Origin of the sequence: Dyella japonica A8 (genome assembly GCF_000725385.1) — a bacterium.
In the GTDB taxonomy this organism is placed as follows: domain Bacteria; phylum Pseudomonadota; class Gammaproteobacteria; order Xanthomonadales; family Rhodanobacteraceae; genus Dyella; species Dyella japonica_C.
This window is the reverse complement of sequence record NZ_CP008884.1, coordinates 247,890-264,708: the sequence shown is the minus strand read 5'-3', so window position 1 is coordinate 264,708 and position 16,819 is coordinate 247,890. Positions and strand designations below refer to the sequence as shown.

Here is a 16,819-nt window from a genome sequence, read left to right as displayed (position 1 = left end):
ACGGCAACGATCCGCTTTCACCCATCGGTTTTCTGGACACTTATCAGGCGCCACTTTGCCTACAGGGATATGGAAATGCAGCGCAGAGCGTTTCTCGGTTTGAGTTTGACTGCCCTGGCCGCCGGTACGGTCGCCGGTTGCGCCACTCGCGTTGTCACGCGTGGCGCGACCGCTACGGGGTCAAGCGGGTCGACGAAGGAAGCGGAAGACTGGCGTGCGTCGCGGCGCTTTCTCAACACGCGTTTCGGCCATATCGCTTACGCGGATCGAGGCCAGGGGCAGGCTGTACTGTTCCTGCATGGCTTTCCGCTCAACAGCTTTCAGTGGCGTGGCGCGATAGAACGCTTGTCCCCCTATCGCCGTTGCATAGCGCCCGATTCGCTCGGCCTGGGTTACACCCAGGTGGCGGAAGGCGTGAAGATTACGCCTGCCACCCAGGTGCAGATGCTTATCGCATTGCTGGACGCGCTTTCCATCCACGACGTCGACATCATCGCCAATGACAGTGGCGGCGCCATCGCGCAGCTCTTCTTCACGCAGCATCCCGACCGAGTGCGCACCGTGCTGCTCACCAACTGCGACGTGGAGGGCAACTGTCCGCCGCCGGCCGTGATTCCGGTGATCGAGCTGGCCAGGCAGGGGCGATTTGCGGACGAATGGCTTGCCCCGTGGGTTGCCGACAAGCATCTGGCACGCTCGGACAAGGGCCTCGGTGGCATGACCTTCACCTATCCGGAAAGGCTGGCCGACGAAACCATCGACATGTACCTCGGGCCACTGGTCGAGTCGCCGGCGCGCAAGGCGCTCACCAACGCCTACGCCATGGGTCTTGCACCGAATCCACTCGCCGGCACGGGAGCGTTGCTCAAGCTGAGTCAGCTACCCGTGCGCGTGGTATGGGGCACAGGCGACACCATTTTCTCGCAGGACGATGCAGCCTACCTCGACCATGCGTTGCCGCGTTCGCGTGGCGTGCGATGGATGGAAGGCGCCAAGCTGTTTTTCCCGGAGGAGTTTCCCGACGTCATCGCCGAGGAGGCGCGGAAGCTCTGGGCTGCGTGATCCGGTCCGCCGCCCACCAGATGCCGAGGGTGCACGGCAGTCCGCGCGCATCGAAGGTGCATCCGCGGCACCCTGCCTCGCGCGTCAGTGGGAGGGTTTTTCCAGCAGCGGCGTCACGACCCGTTCTAGCCGTTCGCGGGTGAATTCGGGCTGCTTGTCTTTCCAGCCGTCGTGGACGAGCAGGCCGTTGCGATCAATGACAAAGCTGACCGGCAAGCGCCAGATGCGACCGTAGCCGGGCACGTGGGGGTCGCCGAGCAGCCCCGTGGGGAAGCTCAGCCTGGACGCGACTTCCCTGACCTGGGCGAGCGTGTCGGGCGTATCCAGGCTGAAACCCAGCACCACAAGATTGTCTTGCGCATGCTCCTGCGCGTAGTGGGACAGCAGGGGCAGCTCGTTGCGGCAGGGGTCGCACCACGTCGCCCAGAAGGTGAGGATCACCGTTTTGCCGCGTAGCGTTTCCAGCGGGATATGCCGCCCATCCAGCGTATCCAGCGTGATCGCGGGTGCGGGCTGCCCCGTGCGAAGCTCACTGGCGAATGCCATGGAGGTACTGGCGGCCAGCAGCACGAGTGCCGTGATGTGCTGCCACAGATGTGTCATTCGCGTGTATCGGGTTGCGGACATCGAAGGTCTATCCATCGGATGGGTGGCGCGGGCTTGCGTCAACGCCCGCGCTCCCTGGTGTGCGGTCACGGTCAGAATTGCATGCTCAGGCCCACCGTGCCGGTCCAGCGCGGAAACAACTGGTATCCCTGCAGGTGGCTGTACACGGGCACCTGTACGAACGCATAGAACTGGAGGTTCCTGGCCAGGCTGGCGCTGATGCCCGGGCTGAGGTAGGCCACGGTGCCCGCGGTGTCCGGCCGGTCCGCGAAGGCGCCCTGGTCGGCGCTGCGGTGGATCACGTTGAGCTGCAGTTGCGGCACCCAGTTCGCGTGCGCTTCATAGCGCAGGCCAAGGCTCGCCGAGGCGAGGTTGCCCGGTCGGAAATCGGCGCCCGGTCGATTCATCCGCTCGCTCACGGCGGCCTGGAACTGGCCATTCACGAACATGTCGAAGTTCTGGCTGACGGGTTGGTAGTAGTAGGCACCGACGATGAGGTCCGTGCTTCCCGTGCCTGCCTGCAGGCTGCTGTCCAGCGACTGTCCCAGGTTGGGGCCGGAGTGGAACGTCGTGGGGTGGCCGATCAGGCCGCCGTCATCCGTCTCGCCGCCGTAGTGGCCCGTCGGCAGCTTGACGCCGAACTGGATGCCCAGGTTGTGCATGGGCAGGAAGCCCTGGTAGCTGCCGATGAGCTTCACGTCGCCGAGCCCGGCGACATGGGCGTTGCTGACCTGATCGGGTGCGGTTTCGGCGGGCGTATAGGGCGCCAGCTGTGTGCCGTAGGTGTCGTGATCGCGAATGACGTAGGGCGCGACGAAGGTTAGGCCCCAATCGGCGTTGAAACGATACGTCGCGCTGAGGTTGATGTAGCGGTTGACGGTCTTCTTCTCGATCTCGCCGCCACCCAGCGACGGATCGGACGGCTGTTCGACGACTTGCTGGGGAGAGGCCTTGCTGTTGCCGTGGCGAAGCTGGTTCTGGTCGATGAACGTGTAGTCCACGTTCACTCGCCATCCGCTGGTTGTCGAATAGCCGGTGGCGGCATCCGTGCTGAGGGTGCATCCGCAGGTCGCGCACGCGCTGGCGAGCTGCGGGAACAACGCGGCAAGGCCCAGCAGGACCATGGGTGTGCCCATCGGGCGTCGCGGCGAGCGGCGAGGCACGGCGGTGAAAGAGGAAGCGATGACGCGCATGGGGCGTGTTTCCATAGCGTGCCGCGAACGCAGGGTGGTTCGCCGGGCACGGAGATGTTCAGGTGCTCGCGCAGCATGGTCGAACCGCGTGGTCTGGCACGTGGTCCGTGGCGCGGAGCGTTGGCGTGGTCGACAGTGCAGAGTCCATGCGGCGCAGCATGCGCGCGGACCCTCACCGGCATGTCAGGCGAGGGAGGGAGGTCCGCGAGGGCGTGCATCCTGGCGCGGTGTCTGCCGCGTGTCGGCCTCATGCAGGGGAACGGGCAGGTAGGCGCGTGGCGGCGCAGGAAGCAGATGGAGGATCGTGTGCGCCGCGACCAGCGACTGGTGATCGAGCAGCACGCAGTAGCCGCAGCGGTCGGTCGTGTCCGCCGGGCGGCTGGGATCCGCGGGGTGATCGGTACCCGCCATCACGTGCGGGCAATCGCCGGCCACCATGCTCATCATGCCCGCCATGTCCTGCATGGCGGCGTGCACGGGCATGACGCGCGATACCAGGGGCGCCACCACAACGAATGCCATGGCCAGCCAGGCTAGCCACGAGACCATCTGTCGGTGGGATTGACGTCGTAACACGCAGGCGGCCGATGGATGCAGGCGAACTGGGGAAATGTAGCACGCGGGGCGGCGGCCGGAGGCTGCCATCAATGTCGCAGCACGCGCGCAAGATTGTGCGGGCCGCAGCGGACACGGCCGGGCGGCGGGACGTGGGGCCATCAGCACGCTTGCAGAACGCGTCCGCGCGCCGGCTCTGGCCGGCGCGGCACGGCGCATCCCCGTGAGCGCAGGCGACAAGCATCATCGCGTGCAGGGCAGGATCGGGGCGACGGCGCCAGTGCGATAGGACATCAGCCAGCCAGTAGTCGCGTCGCCGATTCCGGCCTCATACTGCAACGCATCCTCAGCACTGGTCCGGGAGTCTCCATGCGTCGTCGCGACTTTCTCACGGGGGCTGTAGCCGCCACGGCTGCCGCATCCACCGCCCTTGTGATGGCGGGCCGCCCGGCGCAGGCCGCGCCTGCCAAACCCGGCGGGCTGGCCGGGTTGACCTCCATGACCACCGGCGCCAAGCCGATTTCGGTACAGGAGCGCCTTGCGCGCATCGCCAGGCTGCAGCAGCTGATGGTCGATCAGAAGATCGGCGCCTTGATCCTGGAGTCGGGCTCGAGCCTGGATTACTTCACCGGCATCCAGTGGCATCGCTCGGAGCGTACGACGGCTGCCGTGATCCCGGCCCGGGGTGACATCGTCGTGGTGACGCCGGCCTTCGAGGAGCCGTCCATTCGCGAAACCCTGGCCGTGGCTGGCGATGTGCGGCCCTGGAATGAGCATGAAAGTCCGTTCGCACGCCTTGTCGGCGCGCTTCGCGACCGCGGCGTTACGTCCGGTGCGATCGCCTTCGAAGCGACCACGCGCCTGTTCATCGTCGACGGGGTGCGCGACGCAAGCGCGGGTGCCTATCGCGTGGTTTCCGGCGACGCCCTGGTCAAGGCCGTCCGGCTGATCAAGTCACCGGCCGAACTCGCGCTGATGCAGACCGCCAATGACGTCACGCTGGCGGCACTGCGCTATGTCCACGGCAACGTCCACGCGGGCATGCGCCCCAACGACATCGCCACCCTGATGAACGACGCCACCGAAGCCCTGGGCGGCGCGCCGGAATTTGCCCTGGTGCTGATCAACGAGGCCAGCGCCTATCCGCACGGCTCGCATCAGCCGCAGACGCTGCACGAAGGCTCCGTCATCCTGATGGACGTGGGTTGCAACGTGCATGGCTACCAATCGGACATCTCGCGCACCTGGGTGATGGGCCAGCCGACCGCGAAACAGCGCAAGGTGTGGGACACCGTCAAGCGTGGCCAGGAGATCGCCTTGAGCACTGCCAGGCTGGGCACCCCGGTGGGCGCCATCGACGACGCCGTGCGCGCCTATTACGAAAAGGAAGGCTGGGGCCCCGGTTATCACCTGCCTGGTCTTCCTCACCGCACCGGCCACGGCATTGGTCTGGACGGCCACGAGCCACCTTACCTGGTGCATGGCGACGCCACGCCATTGGCGGCCGGCATGTGTTTTTCCGACGAGCCGGGTATCTACATCCCCGGCGAATTCGGCATCCGTCTGGAAGACTGCTGGCACATGACCGACGCTGGGCCCAAGCTTTTCACGGAGCTCGCCAAATCGATCGACGACCCGATCTGATCGGGTCCGCGGCGAGCCGCCATTTGCCGTTCGTCGAACGTGGCCGGTCGACGTGAAAGGGATGGCCTGGGGGCGTAATCACAGGTGTCTGCTTTCGACCCGAAGTGAACATGGCAACGAGGGGCAGGGATCCATGGATATCCGTGTCATTCCGCGTATCGGCTGGCTGCTTGCGCTTCTTTGCCTTGGCCTGTTCCCGACGCAAGGCCATGCCGAAGCGCCCGTTCAAGTCAGCGTTTGCCAATTGCTCGAGGATCCGGGGCGCTACAACCATGCGCTCGTCGAGGTGACCGGCCGTGCCGGACATGGCTTCGAAGACTTCAGCCTGACGGCAGGGCACTGTGCCGATTCGGTCCACGTGTCGGGCATATGGCTGGAGTACGGTGGAACCCACGCCTCGGGGACCATGTATTGCTGCGGCGTTACCAGGATACGGACGCGACCCGAAGCGCTCGTCGTCGAAGGCGTGACGACGCGGCTCAGGGATGACAAGGTCTTCCAGGACTTCGATCAAATCATCCAGAAGGAGCCCTATGCCAGGGCGCAGGTGACCGTGGTCGGCCGATTCTTCTCCGGCGAGCCGCGGCAGTTTCCACGGGGCACGGTATGGGCGGGCTACGGACACATGGGTCTGTTCAGCCTGCTGGTGATCGAGCAGGTGCTGGCTGTCAGCGCCCTGCCTGATCAAGATTGAACACCGCGGCGTGCACGATCCGCGTTCGACAGGAAGCGGACGTGCCAGCAGCCAGTCACGGGCAAGCCATACCAACCGGGAGCACCTAGATGGATCGGCGATGGATTCTCCTGCTGTGCCTGACTACGCTTTCCACCGCCGGCTTCGCGTCGGCGGCATCCGCGCCACCCGCCGGCCACATCACCGGTGTCGGCGGCATCTTTTTCAAGGCGAAGGATCCCAAGGCGCTCGCCGCGTGGTATCGCGATGTGCTTGGCATGCCGGTGGAAGTCTGGGGTGGTGCGGCGCTGCGCTATGACGCACCCAAGCACCCGCCCGCGTTGGCATGGAGCGCGTTTCCAGCGTCGACGAAGTACTTCGCACCGTCGTCCAGTGGGTTGATGATCGACTACGCCGTGGACGATATGGATGCCTTGCTCGCGCGGTTGCAGGCCAAGGGTGTGCCGGTTCTCAAGCGTGACGACAGCGATCCGAACGGCCGCTTTGCGTGGATTCTGGATCCCGAAGGCAACAAGGTCGAACTGTGGGAGCCCAAGCGCTGAGGCGTGGCTTACCGGTCGTCGCGAGATCCTTCGACCCGTTCAGCGTCAAGGCTGTATCGCATCGCGCAGGCGTCGAAAGGCGCGCCATGCCGATGGTTGACAGCGGGGCGGCGGAACAACCCATCGTAAGCCGCGTCTGTTAGCCTCTCGGCGATTCCTGTCATCACCCGAAGCTTCACCCCATGAGACGTTACAACGACAACGATATCGCAGCCGTCTATCGCGTTATCGAACAGCGGCGCGACATGCGGCATTTCCTGCCCGATGCGCTGGAGCCGGCGCTGCTTGAGCGTCTGCTGCGGGCGGCGCATCTTGGCCCCAGCGTGGGATTCATGCAGCCCTGGCGCTTTATCCGCATTACCGATAGCGCGTTGCGCCGCCGCATCTACAGCCTGGTGGACGAAGAGCGGCAGCTGACTGCCAGCGCGCTTGGTGAGCGCCGGAGCGAGTTCATGCGGCTGAAGGTGGAGGGCGTACTGGAATGCGGTGAGCTGTTGGTAGCGGCCCTGATGGATCGTCGCGAGGAACATGTGTTCGGCCGCCGCACGATGCCGGAAATGGACCTGGCCTCCGTTGCCTGCGCCATCCAGAACATGTGGCTGGCGGCGCGCGCCGAAGGCATCGGCATGGGCTGGGTGTCCATGTTCAATCCGGACGAACTGGGCAAGCTGCTGGACCTGCCGCGCGATGCACGGCCTGTCGCCGTGCTTTGCCTTGGCCACGTGCAGGAGTTCTACAGCGAGCCCATGCTCCAGCAGGAAAAGTGGGCCACGCGCCAACCGCTCGAGGCCCTGGTGTTCGAGAATGGATGGCGCCACGACGAAGAGGCATCCTTCCCGGCGTAGCGCCAGCCCGCAAGGGCTCTGCGCCATGAGCCGGAAAACACGGTGCCGCACGCATTCCCGTGGTTCCCGCAGATACAACAAAGGCCGCGCAAGCGGCCTTTGTTTCTTGCAGGGACAACCGGCGCCTACACGATGGTCACCTGGTTGACGTTGTTCTTCGGATCCATCCAGAACGCTTCGTTGGCGAAGCGGCCGAAGACCTCGCGTGGCAGCATCGGCTGGCGTTCGACCGCCTGCACCTTCGGGCGCACGGAGTGCAGGCCGGGCATGCCGACGCGGGCGTCGAACTCGTCCGCGTGGTACTCGAGATGGTCGAAGTCGTGCTCGAACCAGGGCTCGCCGAGGAACTGGTAGACCGCGCGCACCGCCGCGGCCGGGTTGGCCACCAGGCTTTCGTAGGTCAGCATCAGCAGGTGGTCTTGCGCGAACTGGCCGTAGAAGGCTTCCTTGGTGGCCTGGTAGGCGAAGCCCACCATGCCGCGTGGATCGGTCAAGGCTTCAACGCGCGAGTACACCGTGGTGTTGGTGTCGAAGCGGAACACCTTGCTGACGCTGACCGGCTGCTTCTGCACCAGCCGTTCCATGCTGTCCAGCACCCATGCCAGCTGGCGCACGCAGGCAATGACCTTCACCCCGGGGAACAGCGTGTTGAGCAACGGCATGCGGCTGCACCACAGGCGGCTGGTGTCGAACACCACCTCGGCATGGTTCTGCACCGAGTAGAAGTTCTCGACCAGTCCACGCAGCAGCGCCACGCGCTGTTCGTCGGAGACGTCGAAGGAGAAGTCGTTCTTGCTGCTCGCCTCGGCCATCACCAGGCCCATGATGTCGGCCAGCGGGCTGGTCATGCCGGCGCGGAAACGCGGGTTCTGGTTGAGGATGGCCGCCAGCAGCGTGGTGCCAGAGCGCGGCAACCCGGAGATGAAGTGGAACGTCCGCGGCGGGTGGCTGGCGTCTGGCGTGGCGGGCATCGGGTGGATCCTCGGGATCGGTCGCGTGGGCTGCAGGATAGCGGCGGTCAGGGCGCGGGCGCTGTCGACGCGCGCATGCGCATTTCGTAGTCGACTTCGACCATGCGGGCTTCGCCCTTGCCCAGCACGCGCAGCAGCAGTTCTTCGGTGGCGCGCTTGCCCATGTCGCGCACGGGCTGGTGCACGGTGGTCAGCGGCGGCCACACCTGCGTCGCGATGGTGGTGTCGTCGAAGCCGCAGATGGAGATCTCGCCGGGAACCGACACGCCGGCCTCTGCGGCAGCCCAGATCGCGCCGACGGCCATGTCGTCGTCGGCCGCGAAAATGGCGGTGGGGCGTTGCTTCAGTGCAAGCAGGCGACGCGCCGCAGCCACGCCGGATTCGAAGGAGAACTGTCCCTGCACCATGTACGCCGGGTCTTCCTTCAGCCCCGCCCGCTGCAGGCCGTCGCGATAGCCCGCAAGGCGCCAGATGCCCGCGCCATGCTTGGGGTCGCCGATGATATGGGCGATGCGGCGGTGACCCAGCGACACCAGGTGCTGCACCATCGCCGCGGCCGCTTCGCGCTCGCGCAGCATCACGCCGATGCAGCCCTTGGGGTGGCGCGGGGCGATCGAGGCGAACGGAAGATCGCTCTTGCGCAGGTGGTCGAGCAGCTTGGCATGGTCGGTGATGGGCGGCGTCAGGATCAGTCCATCGGGCTGGTGCCGCGAGAGGATGCTCTCCACGCGCTCGACGAAGTCCGGCGCGGTAGAGACCAGCGGCTGCACCATCATGCTGTACTGCTTCGCCTCGCACGCCTCCAGCACGCCGGCCTGCACTTCCATGATGTAGCTCGGCGACAGGTTGTCGTAGAGCAGGCCGATCATGAAGGAGCGGTTGGTCGCCAGGCTGCGCGCCGAGGTGAGCGGCCGGTAGTTGAGTTCCGCTACCGCCGCCAGCACGCGCTGCCGTACCGAATCGCGCACGTTCGGCTCGTTGTTGAGCACGCGCGACACGGTCTTCTTCGAGGTGTCCGACGCACGGGCGACATCGTTGATGGTCACGCGCGACATGAAAGCCCTGGCGTCTTCAATGGTCTGTTCCCTGCGTGGCGGAAGCCGGAACGCTCTGCGACTGCACGTTCCACCCACTCACTTCGACCACGGGATCGGCCGTGCCCTGCGATGCGTATCGCGCGGTCAGGGTCATCGATTCACCGGGCCAAAGCGTGATGTCATTGTCAGTCCACCGTATCGGCAGCGCAAGCTCGCCACGCGCGCCGCGCCGGATCGACACATGCTGGAACAAGGCCACGGCCCGGGACGATGCGGGCACCGACAGCGTCACCGTGGTGACATCTTCATGACCTTCGTGCCGCGTGCTTGCGTGCACCTCGCTGGCCGCCTCCGGCAGCGAGCGCAGCGCGGTCAGGTCGCCGTATTGCGTCAGCGGCGTGAGGTACCAGTTGGAGTTCGCCCAGTCGAGCACGTCCGCGCGCGTGGACAGCCAGTAGACGTTGCGGCTCACCGGCTGCCCATCGGAAGCGGCGAGGTCGAGCTCGACGAAGTAAGTGGGCGAGAGGTTGCCGATGGCCGGCAAGGTGGCCAGCTGCCGCGTGTGGTTGCCCGCGAGGTCGATGCCTTGCAGGCGCTTCTCGTAACGCACGCTGCCATCCAGGTTGCGCACGCGGAGGGTCGCCTGCAGGCCGTGCATGTCATCGAGCCCATGGTTCACCAGCACGATATTCCTGGAGTCGTACGAGTACTGGATGTGCACCTGCTCGTTGGCCTTCTTGGCGCCGAAGTACGCCCCGGCCGGATTCATGTAGTAGTCGTACAGGTGCCAGTGCAGCGAGGGCCATGCGTTGTTGAGCATCCAGTAGATCACGCCCGTCGCGGGCTTGGCTGCATCCATGCGTGCGTTGAACGCCTCGAACTGCGCGCGGACGTTGTCGTAGTTGTCGAGCTGCGCCTTGGCGACGTAATCGGCAAGGCTGGTGGGGGCGCCGTAGCGCTGGGCCAGCGCCTTGTCGAACGGGGTGAGCACAGCGAAGGTCGACCAGTCGGCCGAGGCGTGGTACTGCCTCGCCTCCGGGTATTTCCACAGCGCTTCCTGTTCCTGCGGCGACAGCATGCGCTCCACGTCTTCCAGGCGCGGGATGTCGGCGCCGGCGCTGACCTCGGAGTCGAAGCCGAAGGCGCCGCCGAGTTTGTCGGCATACCAGTAGGCGGGGGGAATCCAGTCGTAGGGTCCGGCCATCTTCAGGCCGGAAGGGCCGGTGTCGGCGGTTCCCTGGGGCACGGCAGCCGCGATGATGGGCAGCGACCAGTCCGCCGCGCGCAGCGTGTCGGCGTACATCTTCGCGATCGGCGGTGGTGGCGCGTTGTCGCTGCCGATCAGGAAGCCGATCACCGAGGGATGGTTGCGCAACAGGCGCGCTTCACTGGCCATCGAATCCTTCGCGACGTTCATGTCGGCGTCGGTCCATGGCGCGCCGCCGGTCTTGGCCGCCGACTCCCATTTGTCGCAGCACTCCCAGCCCGCGAGTATCAGCACGCCGTAGCGGTCGGCGAGCTCATAGAAGCGCGGGTTCTCCAGCTTGCCCTCGCTACGGATGGTGTTGAGGCCCAGGTTGAGGACATAGCTGAACTCGGCCTCCATGCGGGCCGGGTCGTCGCGCAGGAACATGTCCGGCGCCCAGCCTGCGCCACGGATCAGCAGCGGCTTGCCGTTGATGAAAAACTGGCGGTAACCCTGGCTGGTGAGGCGTGAGGTGACGCTGCGTATGCCGAACGTCGCCGTGGCCCGATCGGAGGTCGCGCCGTCGACGGCGGCACGCATCTCCAGCGTGTACAGCGGCTGCCCGCCCATGCCCGCCGGCCACCAGATCTTCGGGTGATCCAGCGCGAGGCCCGGCGTGGTGCCGGTGGCGAACGCGACGACCTGCGTTTGCCCGGGCGCGAGATGTACGGTCTGTTGCAGGGGGACGCCGGCCACGGTGCCGGTGATGGTGGCGTCATGCGCCACGGTGTCCAGGTTCTTCGCGTCCACCTTCACGGTCAGCGTGGCGCGCGACAGGTCAGGCAACGACAGCGTGGACGCCACCTGTGGGGCGCTGAGTTGGACGGGCCCGGTCTGCATGACGTCCACACCACGCCAGGGGCCCATGTTGTTGTCCGGCGGCGTGGGGTTCCAGTCCACCCAGCCGATCGACAGGCTCTGGCGCGGATCGGCCGGATGCACGCGCAGGGCGAGGATATTGGCGCCCGCGTGCACCCAGCGCGTCACGTCGAGTTCGTGCACGGGATAAGCACCGGCCAGCTCGGCGTGGTCGGCCACCTGGTGTCCGTTCACCCACACGTCGGCGCTCGCGATGATGCCGTTGGTGCGCAGCAAGGTATGCCGGCCTGCCGAATCCTTCGGCAAGGCGAATTCGGTGCGGTACCACCACGGCGTCACGAACAAGTTGCCGCTGGCCTCCGGTACCTGCACGGCACGCAGGTTGTCGCTGTAGAACACGTCGTTCTTGAACGTGTGGTTTTCCAGCAGCGCGGCCATGACGGTGGCGCGACCCGTCGCCGGGTACCAGTCCGTGGTGGGAAAGCCGGTGGAGGAAATCTCGGCGCCGGTTTGCTGCGCCTTCGCGCTGTCCTGGATCTGCCAGTGACCGATGGTGGTGACCGAGCCGGCGTCAACACCCACCTGGGTGGGGGCGTAGGCGGTCTGGGCCTGTACGGCCGGCGCGGCCGACAAGGCCATCGCGGCCATCATCCAAAGCATGGGCTTGGCTGGGGTTTGCATAACGTCAATGCTTCTCGAGATAGGTTTCGCGTACTTCGACGGGCGCGAACGGCCAGGACCGGTTGTGCCGGGCCCAGAGCGCAAAGACGACCAGGCCGGCGACGATCCACAGGCCGGAAAGAATGAGCGACAAGGTCGAGGCGGACACGTACACGTAGATCCACCCCACCAGCGCGATCACGCACGGCACGGGGTAAAGCCATTGCCTGTACGGACGCGCGAGGTTTGGCTGGCGCCTGCGCAGCACCACCAGCGCGGCGATCTGCGCGATGGATTGCACGATGATGGTCGCCGCCAGCAGCATGTTGATGACTTCGGTAAGGTCGAAGAACGTGCCGATGGCCGTCACCACGCCCATGGTGATCAACGCCACATGCGGAAAGCCATGCCTGGCGTGCAGCTTGCCGAACACGGACAGGAACACCTTGTCCTGCGCGGCCTGGAAGGGCACACGCGAACCGCCCAGCAGGCCGGTGAATACCGAGGCGAAGGCGGTCACGATGATCAGCACGGTCATCACGGCCGCGGCCAGATGACCCCAGCTGCGCTCCACCACCAGCGAGGCCACCGACTTGGATTGCGCGATCTCCTGCCACGGCGCCACGCCGAGCACGCTGATGTTGAGCAGCAGGTAGACGAACATCATCGCGATCACCGACACGATGATGGAGCCCGGCATGGTGCGGCCCGGATCGCGCAGCTCGTCACCGATGTAGGCAGTGGTGTTGTAGCCGAGGTAGTCGTAGATGCCGATGATCAGCCCCGCGCCCAGCCCCACGAAGAAGTGGCCGCCAAACGTGTCGGGCGGATAAGCAAAGGCGAAGCCGGCGTGGAAGTGCGAAAAGCCCGCCGCCGCCACGCCGATCACGGAAACCAGCATGATGATCCACAGCGCGATGGTGATGGAGCGCACCGACTCGATGCGCCGGTACAGCATCCACGTGACCACGGCGGTCGCCGCCAGCCCGATCAGATGCACCGGCCACCAGCCCAGGTTGGGGAAGAAGAACGCCAGGTACTCCACCATGCCGATGATGCCGGTGGACATCAGCAGGGGAATCGCCAGCAGCATCGTCCAGATGAACAGGAACGGCATCAGCTTGCCGGTGCGGTACTGGAAGGCTTCGCGCAGATAGACATAGGTGCCACCGGAGCCCGGCATGGCGGCGCCCAGTTCCGCCCAGACCAGGCCATCGGCCATGGCCAGGATGGCGCCGGCGATCCATCCGATGACCGCCTGCGGCCCGCCCATGGCGGCGACCATGATGGGGATGGTGATGAACGGCCCGATCCCGCACATCTGCGTCATGTTGATCGCGGTGCCCGAGAACAGGCCGATGGAGCGGTGGAACGCGTTGTCGCGAACGGGCGGGGGCGTGCTGGAGTCGGGCATGCTGGCAATCGTCTGGGTGGCCGCGTTATGAGTGAGGCTACATTTGAAACAATGTCTAACCTATCCCTCACCGTCATCCCCGCTCTCGCCCCCTTGTCGGGGTTCGCGGGAATGACGGTGAGGGGCTTCGAACATTTCTACACGTTGAAGCGTCAGGCTCGACGACTTACCACTGGCCGCGCACGCCCAACATGAACATGCGCTCGGAGAACGTCGAGTGCCCCGGCTGGTCGGGCCACACCAGGTAGTACTTCTGATACTCATTGGTGAGGTTGGTGCCGTCCAGGAACACCTCGGCGTACTTGCTGAACTTGTACGACACCGAGGCGTCCACGTAGCGTTGCGGCGCTTCGTACATCTCCATGCCGGTGATGCCGCCCACACTGTCCATCACCGCGCGCCGCGAACGGTAGTTGTAGGCGACACGTGCCTGGAAGTGATCGTCCTGGTACCACAGGATGAAGTTGCCGGACTTGGTCGAGTTGTCCTGGAATGGGATCTTCTTGCCGGCCAGGTCCGTTTCGCCCGAATTGCTGGGCGCGTACGTGCCGTTCACCTCCATGCCGGTCTTGGACAGGATGCCCGGCAGGAAGGTGAAGCCCTGGCGGTAATCGAACTCCGCGCCATGGATGCTGTTGCCGGTACCCTGCACGGGCTGGGTGATCACGATGCAGTGGTCGCGCACCACGCCGTCTTCGTCGGGCAGGGTGCAGTTGGTCACGCTGCCGTTCTTGATGAAGCTGTCCACGTTGATGCGGAACAGCGCAAGGCTCAGCATGCTGGTGGGGTTGATGTAGTACTCCAGCGACGTCCCGTAGTTGGTGGAGCGCCACGGGTTGAGGTTCGGGTTGCCGGTGGAGGTACCGTTGGACACGCGGAAGATCGGCCCTTGCGGCGTCTCCATCAGTGAGTAGTTCAGCTGCAGGCCACCCGCCCAGGTGCTGAGATCCAGCGGCATCATGTTCTTGGAGTACGCCAGTCGCCACTTCAGGCGGTCGGTGATGTCCAGCGAGAAGTTGGCCGACGGCAGCGTGTCCTGGTAACTGCGCTTGGTGAGCGCAGTACCCACGTCGGCGGGCTCGTCGCCGTACGAACCCGGCGCGCCGGTCAGGTGCTGGGTCACGTCCAGGTTGGTGTGGATCAGGCGCACGCCCACGTTGCCGCTGTACGGCATGTTGCCGATCTCGCCCTTGAAATCCGCCTGCAGATAGCCGGACAACTCCTTCAAACGCACGGCCCATGTCGTGCCGGGTTCCGCCACTTCCTGGGTATTGGGGTAAAGCGATTTCCAGAAGGAAATCGGATTGACCATCGCGTTGGGATCGATCGCCCAGAAGTTGATGCCCGAGCCGAGCAGGTTGTTGTACTGCTTGAAGTTGTTCGCCAGCGGCGCCGCGGTATTGGGCATCTGTATGGCGGACAGCGGGCCCGCGCGGAAATAGCCCTGGTCGTTGCCCGCCGTGCAGGCGCCGCTGTTGAGCACCACGTCGGCGCCGACATAGCGCACCAGGCATCCGTTCGGATCGCTGGCCCCGATGCCGGCGTAGACCGGCGTTTCCAGCGTCCAGCCATTGTTGTCGGCGCTGCGGATGCTGTTGCGCACGCCGAACTCGAGCTGGATGCCGTCCTGGAAATCGTACTTGCCGTCGAAGCGCAACGCGTTCAGTGCCACCTTGCGGTCGTAGTCGCCGGACGACTCCAGCGTCTTCATGGTCCAGCCATTGGGGTTGGCGAAATCGGCGGCCAGCGACGAGGGCATGCTGACCTGGATGTAGCGGCCATTGAAGTCCGCGACGATCGGCACCGTGTTCTGCGGAATGCCGTTGGCATTGAACACGCGGTTGCCGCCCAGCTGGGCTGGGTAGACCATGGTTCCCGGCGGCACGGTGACGCCGTCCATCAGCACGTTCGGCCACAGCGCGCCGTCGGAATCGGAAATGTTGACGTCGGTTTCCTGGTTCGACTGGGATGCCGTGTCATGGATGCCGCGCAGGCTGGCCGTGAAGTTGCCGCCGTTGTCGTAGTCCAGCTGCAGGTTGAGGTTCTTGGCGACGGAGCTCTTCTGGATGATCTGCGAGTACGACTCCACGTCGCCCGGCCATTTCTCGTACACCTGCGTGGTGTAGAACTGCGAACCCTCCCAGCCGGGCTCGGGCGTGCCGTAGGCACCGAGGGCGGGGCTGCCGGTATTGCGCGATTGCAGCGGCACGTAAGTGGCGCCCTGCCAGTTGGTGGAGTTGAACTGGATGCCGACATTCCGGTCGTACTGGCGCTGCTGCGAGTAGAAATAGTCGCTGGTGACGCTGAAGCCGCTGCCCAGGTCCATCTGGAACGAGGCATTGCCGGACTTGCGCTTGCGCTGGGTGATGATGTCGTTGATGCCGATGTCCTGGCTGCCCATGAAGACGCCGTTGGACTTGCCGTCGCCATTCACATCCACGCTGCCGTCCGGGTTCTGCACGATCCTCGACGGAATGGGCGCGCCGTTCCATGCGCTCAGGAAGCCGTTGTAGCTGGCGGCGCTGGTGGCGTTCTCGCCATTGAGCACGACGCCATACTGGTCCAGGCCTTCGGTGGCGTTCATGCGCCGGGTATCGGAGTAGTCGGCGGAGATCAGCAAGCCCCAGCGGCCATGGTCGTTGTAGGAGATAAGGCCGTTGGCCTCGGGCCCCGTGTGGCTGGTGGTATTGCCGCGCTCGCCGTTCGCGGAATAGCTGTAGGTGAATCCGCTGGGAAGATCCCAGGGGCGATAGGTATGCAGGTCGATGGCGCCGCTGATGCCGGCGTCGGTTTCGTTGGCGGTGGATGACTTGACCACGTCCACACCGTGGAACAGCGTGGACGGCAGCATGGTGAAGTCAGGCTGCTGCGAGTCGATCTGGTCCGCCGTGATGAACACTTCGCCATTGAGCATGGTGCCGACCTGCGGCAGGCCGCGCACGTCCACCGAGGTACCCACGCCTGCGTCGCGGTTGATCTGCACGCCGGTGACGCGCTGCAGCGAGTCGGTGATGGTGGTGTCGGGCAGCGCGCCGATGTTCTCCGCCGTGATGCTGTCCTGGATGTTGGCCGCATCCCGCTTCAGATCGATGGCGCGCATCTGCGAGGCACGCACGCCCGACACGCTCACGGTCGACAGCGTGGCCGCGTTCTTCTGTGCTTCGGTATCGCTGGTCTTGTCGTCCGCCTTCTTGGCGTCGGGCGTCGAAGGCGTCGTTGTCGTCTGCGCCGTGGTGGCCTGCGTTGCCTGCCCGTTGGCCTGGGCATCGGCGGGCGTCGACGCCACCGCCGCCGTCGACACGACGGCGAACAGCGACACGGTGATGGCAAATGACAATGGATGCTTGCGTAGTGCGGTGGACATGGGCGTTGACCTCGTTGGTGTTGCCTGCCGAACCTCAGTGGCTCCGTGAAATTCAAAAAAACGTATAGCCCGGCGATGCCTGCGGATCCGCACGCCGTGGTGATGCCTGTTCTCGTTCTCCCCGACCCTGGCTTCGCGTGCCAAGGGCGCTTGTTCGGTGCTGCCGC

Annotated in this window: 13 protein-coding genes; 5 read left to right on the top strand and 8 right to left on the bottom strand. The window is 65.2% G+C overall.

Annotated elements, in window-relative coordinates:
* Positions 1-75: 75 nt before the first annotated feature.
* The gene (locus tag HY57_RS01085) at positions 76-1,062 is read left to right on the top strand and encodes an alpha/beta fold hydrolase (protein WP_026034134.1); all 987 of its coding nucleotides are present in this window, start codon (positions 76-78) and stop codon (positions 1,060-1,062) included.
* Positions 1,063-1,146: 84 nt separating this feature from the next.
* Here HY57_RS01085 and HY57_RS01080 read toward each other — a convergent pair whose 3' ends face one another.
* The 3 genes from HY57_RS01080 to HY57_RS21785 all read right to left on the bottom strand — a co-directional run bounded on the left by HY57_RS01080 (position 1,147) and on the right by HY57_RS21785 (position 3,410).
* A complete protein-coding gene (locus HY57_RS01080) occupies positions 1,147-1,665 on the bottom strand; it encodes a peroxiredoxin family protein (RefSeq protein WP_019466456.1) in 519 nt (172 codons plus the stop codon).
* Positions 1,666-1,760: 95 nt separating this feature from the next.
* Positions 1,761-2,861 (bottom strand): hypothetical protein, encoded by a 1,101-nt coding sequence (locus HY57_RS01075; protein ID WP_019466457.1) that lies wholly within the window; start codon positions 2,859-2,861, stop codon positions 1,761-1,763.
* Positions 2,862-3,044: 183 nt separating this feature from the next.
* The gene (locus HY57_RS21785; protein ID WP_019466458.1) at positions 3,045-3,410 is read right to left on the bottom strand and encodes a DUF2946 domain-containing protein; all 366 of its coding nucleotides are present in this window, start codon (positions 3,408-3,410) and stop codon (positions 3,045-3,047) included.
* A 375-nt stretch (positions 3,411-3,785) separates the two neighbouring features.
* Here HY57_RS21785 and HY57_RS01065 point away from each other — a divergent pair, with 375 nt between their 5' ends.
* The 4 genes from HY57_RS01065 (at position 3,786) to bluB (ending at position 7,141) form a co-directional block, all read left to right on the top strand.
* The gene (locus tag HY57_RS01065; protein WP_019466459.1) at positions 3,786-5,060 is read left to right on the top strand and encodes a M24 family metallopeptidase; all 1,275 of its coding nucleotides are present in this window, start codon (positions 3,786-3,788) and stop codon (positions 5,058-5,060) included.
* A gap of 133 nt (positions 5,061-5,193) precedes the next feature.
* Complete coding sequence (locus tag HY57_RS01060) at positions 5,194-5,754, top strand: hypothetical protein (RefSeq protein WP_019466460.1); 561 nt, start codon at positions 5,194-5,196, stop codon at positions 5,752-5,754.
* 89 nt (positions 5,755-5,843) lie between these two features.
* Positions 5,844-6,296 carry a VOC family protein gene (locus HY57_RS01055; RefSeq protein WP_019466461.1) on the top strand — a complete coding sequence of 151 codons (453 nt, stop codon included), beginning with the start codon at positions 5,844-5,846 and terminating at the stop codon, positions 6,294-6,296.
* A 182-nt stretch (positions 6,297-6,478) separates the two neighbouring features.
* Positions 6,479-7,141 (top strand): 5,6-dimethylbenzimidazole synthase, encoded by a 663-nt coding sequence (gene bluB, locus HY57_RS01050; protein ID WP_019466462.1) that lies wholly within the window; start codon positions 6,479-6,481, stop codon positions 7,139-7,141.
* A 125-nt stretch (positions 7,142-7,266) separates the two neighbouring features.
* Here bluB and HY57_RS01045 read toward each other — a convergent pair whose 3' ends face one another.
* The 5 genes from HY57_RS01045 to HY57_RS01025 all read right to left on the bottom strand — a co-directional run bounded on the left by HY57_RS01045 (position 7,267) and on the right by HY57_RS01025 (position 16,652).
* Positions 7,267-8,112, bottom strand: coding sequence for a sulfotransferase family protein (locus tag HY57_RS01045; protein WP_019466463.1), 846 nt, complete (start codon positions 8,110-8,112; stop codon positions 7,267-7,269).
* A 47-nt stretch (positions 8,113-8,159) separates the two neighbouring features.
* Positions 8,160-9,167 carry a LacI family DNA-binding transcriptional regulator gene (locus HY57_RS01040; protein ID WP_019466464.1) on the bottom strand — a complete coding sequence of 336 codons (1,008 nt, stop codon included), beginning with the start codon at positions 9,165-9,167 and terminating at the stop codon, positions 8,160-8,162.
* Positions 9,168-9,183: 16 nt separating this feature from the next.
* Complete coding sequence (locus HY57_RS01035; RefSeq protein WP_038579178.1) at positions 9,184-11,895, bottom strand: glycoside hydrolase family 2 protein; 2,712 nt, start codon at positions 11,893-11,895, stop codon at positions 9,184-9,186.
* Between the two features lie 4 nt (positions 11,896-11,899).
* Positions 11,900-13,288, bottom strand: a complete 1,389-nt coding sequence (locus tag HY57_RS01030; RefSeq protein ID WP_019466466.1) for an APC family permease — start codon at positions 13,286-13,288, stop codon at positions 11,900-11,902.
* 166 nt (positions 13,289-13,454) lie between these two features.
* The gene (locus HY57_RS01025) at positions 13,455-16,652 is read right to left on the bottom strand and encodes a TonB-dependent receptor (RefSeq protein WP_019466467.1); all 3,198 of its coding nucleotides are present in this window, start codon (positions 16,650-16,652) and stop codon (positions 13,455-13,457) included.
* Positions 16,653-16,819: the final 167 nt, after the last annotated feature.

Coding starts and splice junctions, on each gene's coding strand:
- HY57_RS01085 (WP_026034134.1), top strand. CDS start 76: ATGCAGCGCAGAGCGTTTCTCGGTTTGAGTTTGACTGCCCTGGCCGCC.
- HY57_RS01080 (WP_019466456.1), bottom strand. CDS start 1,665: ATGACACATCTGTGGCAGCACATCACGGCACTCGTGCTGCTGGCCGCC.
- HY57_RS01075 (WP_019466457.1), bottom strand. CDS start 2,861: ATGCGCGTCATCGCTTCCTCTTTCACCGCCGTGCCTCGCCGCTCGCCG.
- HY57_RS21785 (WP_019466458.1), bottom strand. CDS start 3,410: ATGGTCTCGTGGCTAGCCTGGCTGGCCATGGCATTCGTTGTGGTGGCG.
- HY57_RS01065 (WP_019466459.1), top strand. CDS start 3,786: ATGCGTCGTCGCGACTTTCTCACGGGGGCTGTAGCCGCCACGGCTGCC.
- HY57_RS01060 (WP_019466460.1), top strand. CDS start 5,194: ATGGATATCCGTGTCATTCCGCGTATCGGCTGGCTGCTTGCGCTTCTT.
- HY57_RS01055 (WP_019466461.1), top strand. CDS start 5,844: ATGGATCGGCGATGGATTCTCCTGCTGTGCCTGACTACGCTTTCCACC.
- bluB (WP_019466462.1), top strand. CDS start 6,479: ATGAGACGTTACAACGACAACGATATCGCAGCCGTCTATCGCGTTATC.
- HY57_RS01045 (WP_019466463.1), bottom strand. CDS start 8,112: ATGCCCGCCACGCCAGACGCCAGCCACCCGCCGCGGACGTTCCACTTC.
- HY57_RS01040 (WP_019466464.1), bottom strand. CDS start 9,167: ATGTCGCGCGTGACCATCAACGATGTCGCCCGTGCGTCGGACACCTCG.
- HY57_RS01035 (WP_038579178.1), bottom strand. CDS start 11,895: ATGCAAACCCCAGCCAAGCCCATGCTTTGGATGATGGCCGCGATGGCC.
- HY57_RS01030 (WP_019466466.1), bottom strand. CDS start 13,288: ATGCCCGACTCCAGCACGCCCCCGCCCGTTCGCGACAACGCGTTCCAC.
- HY57_RS01025 (WP_019466467.1), bottom strand. CDS start 16,652: ATGTCCACCGCACTACGCAAGCATCCATTGTCATTTGCCATCACCGTG.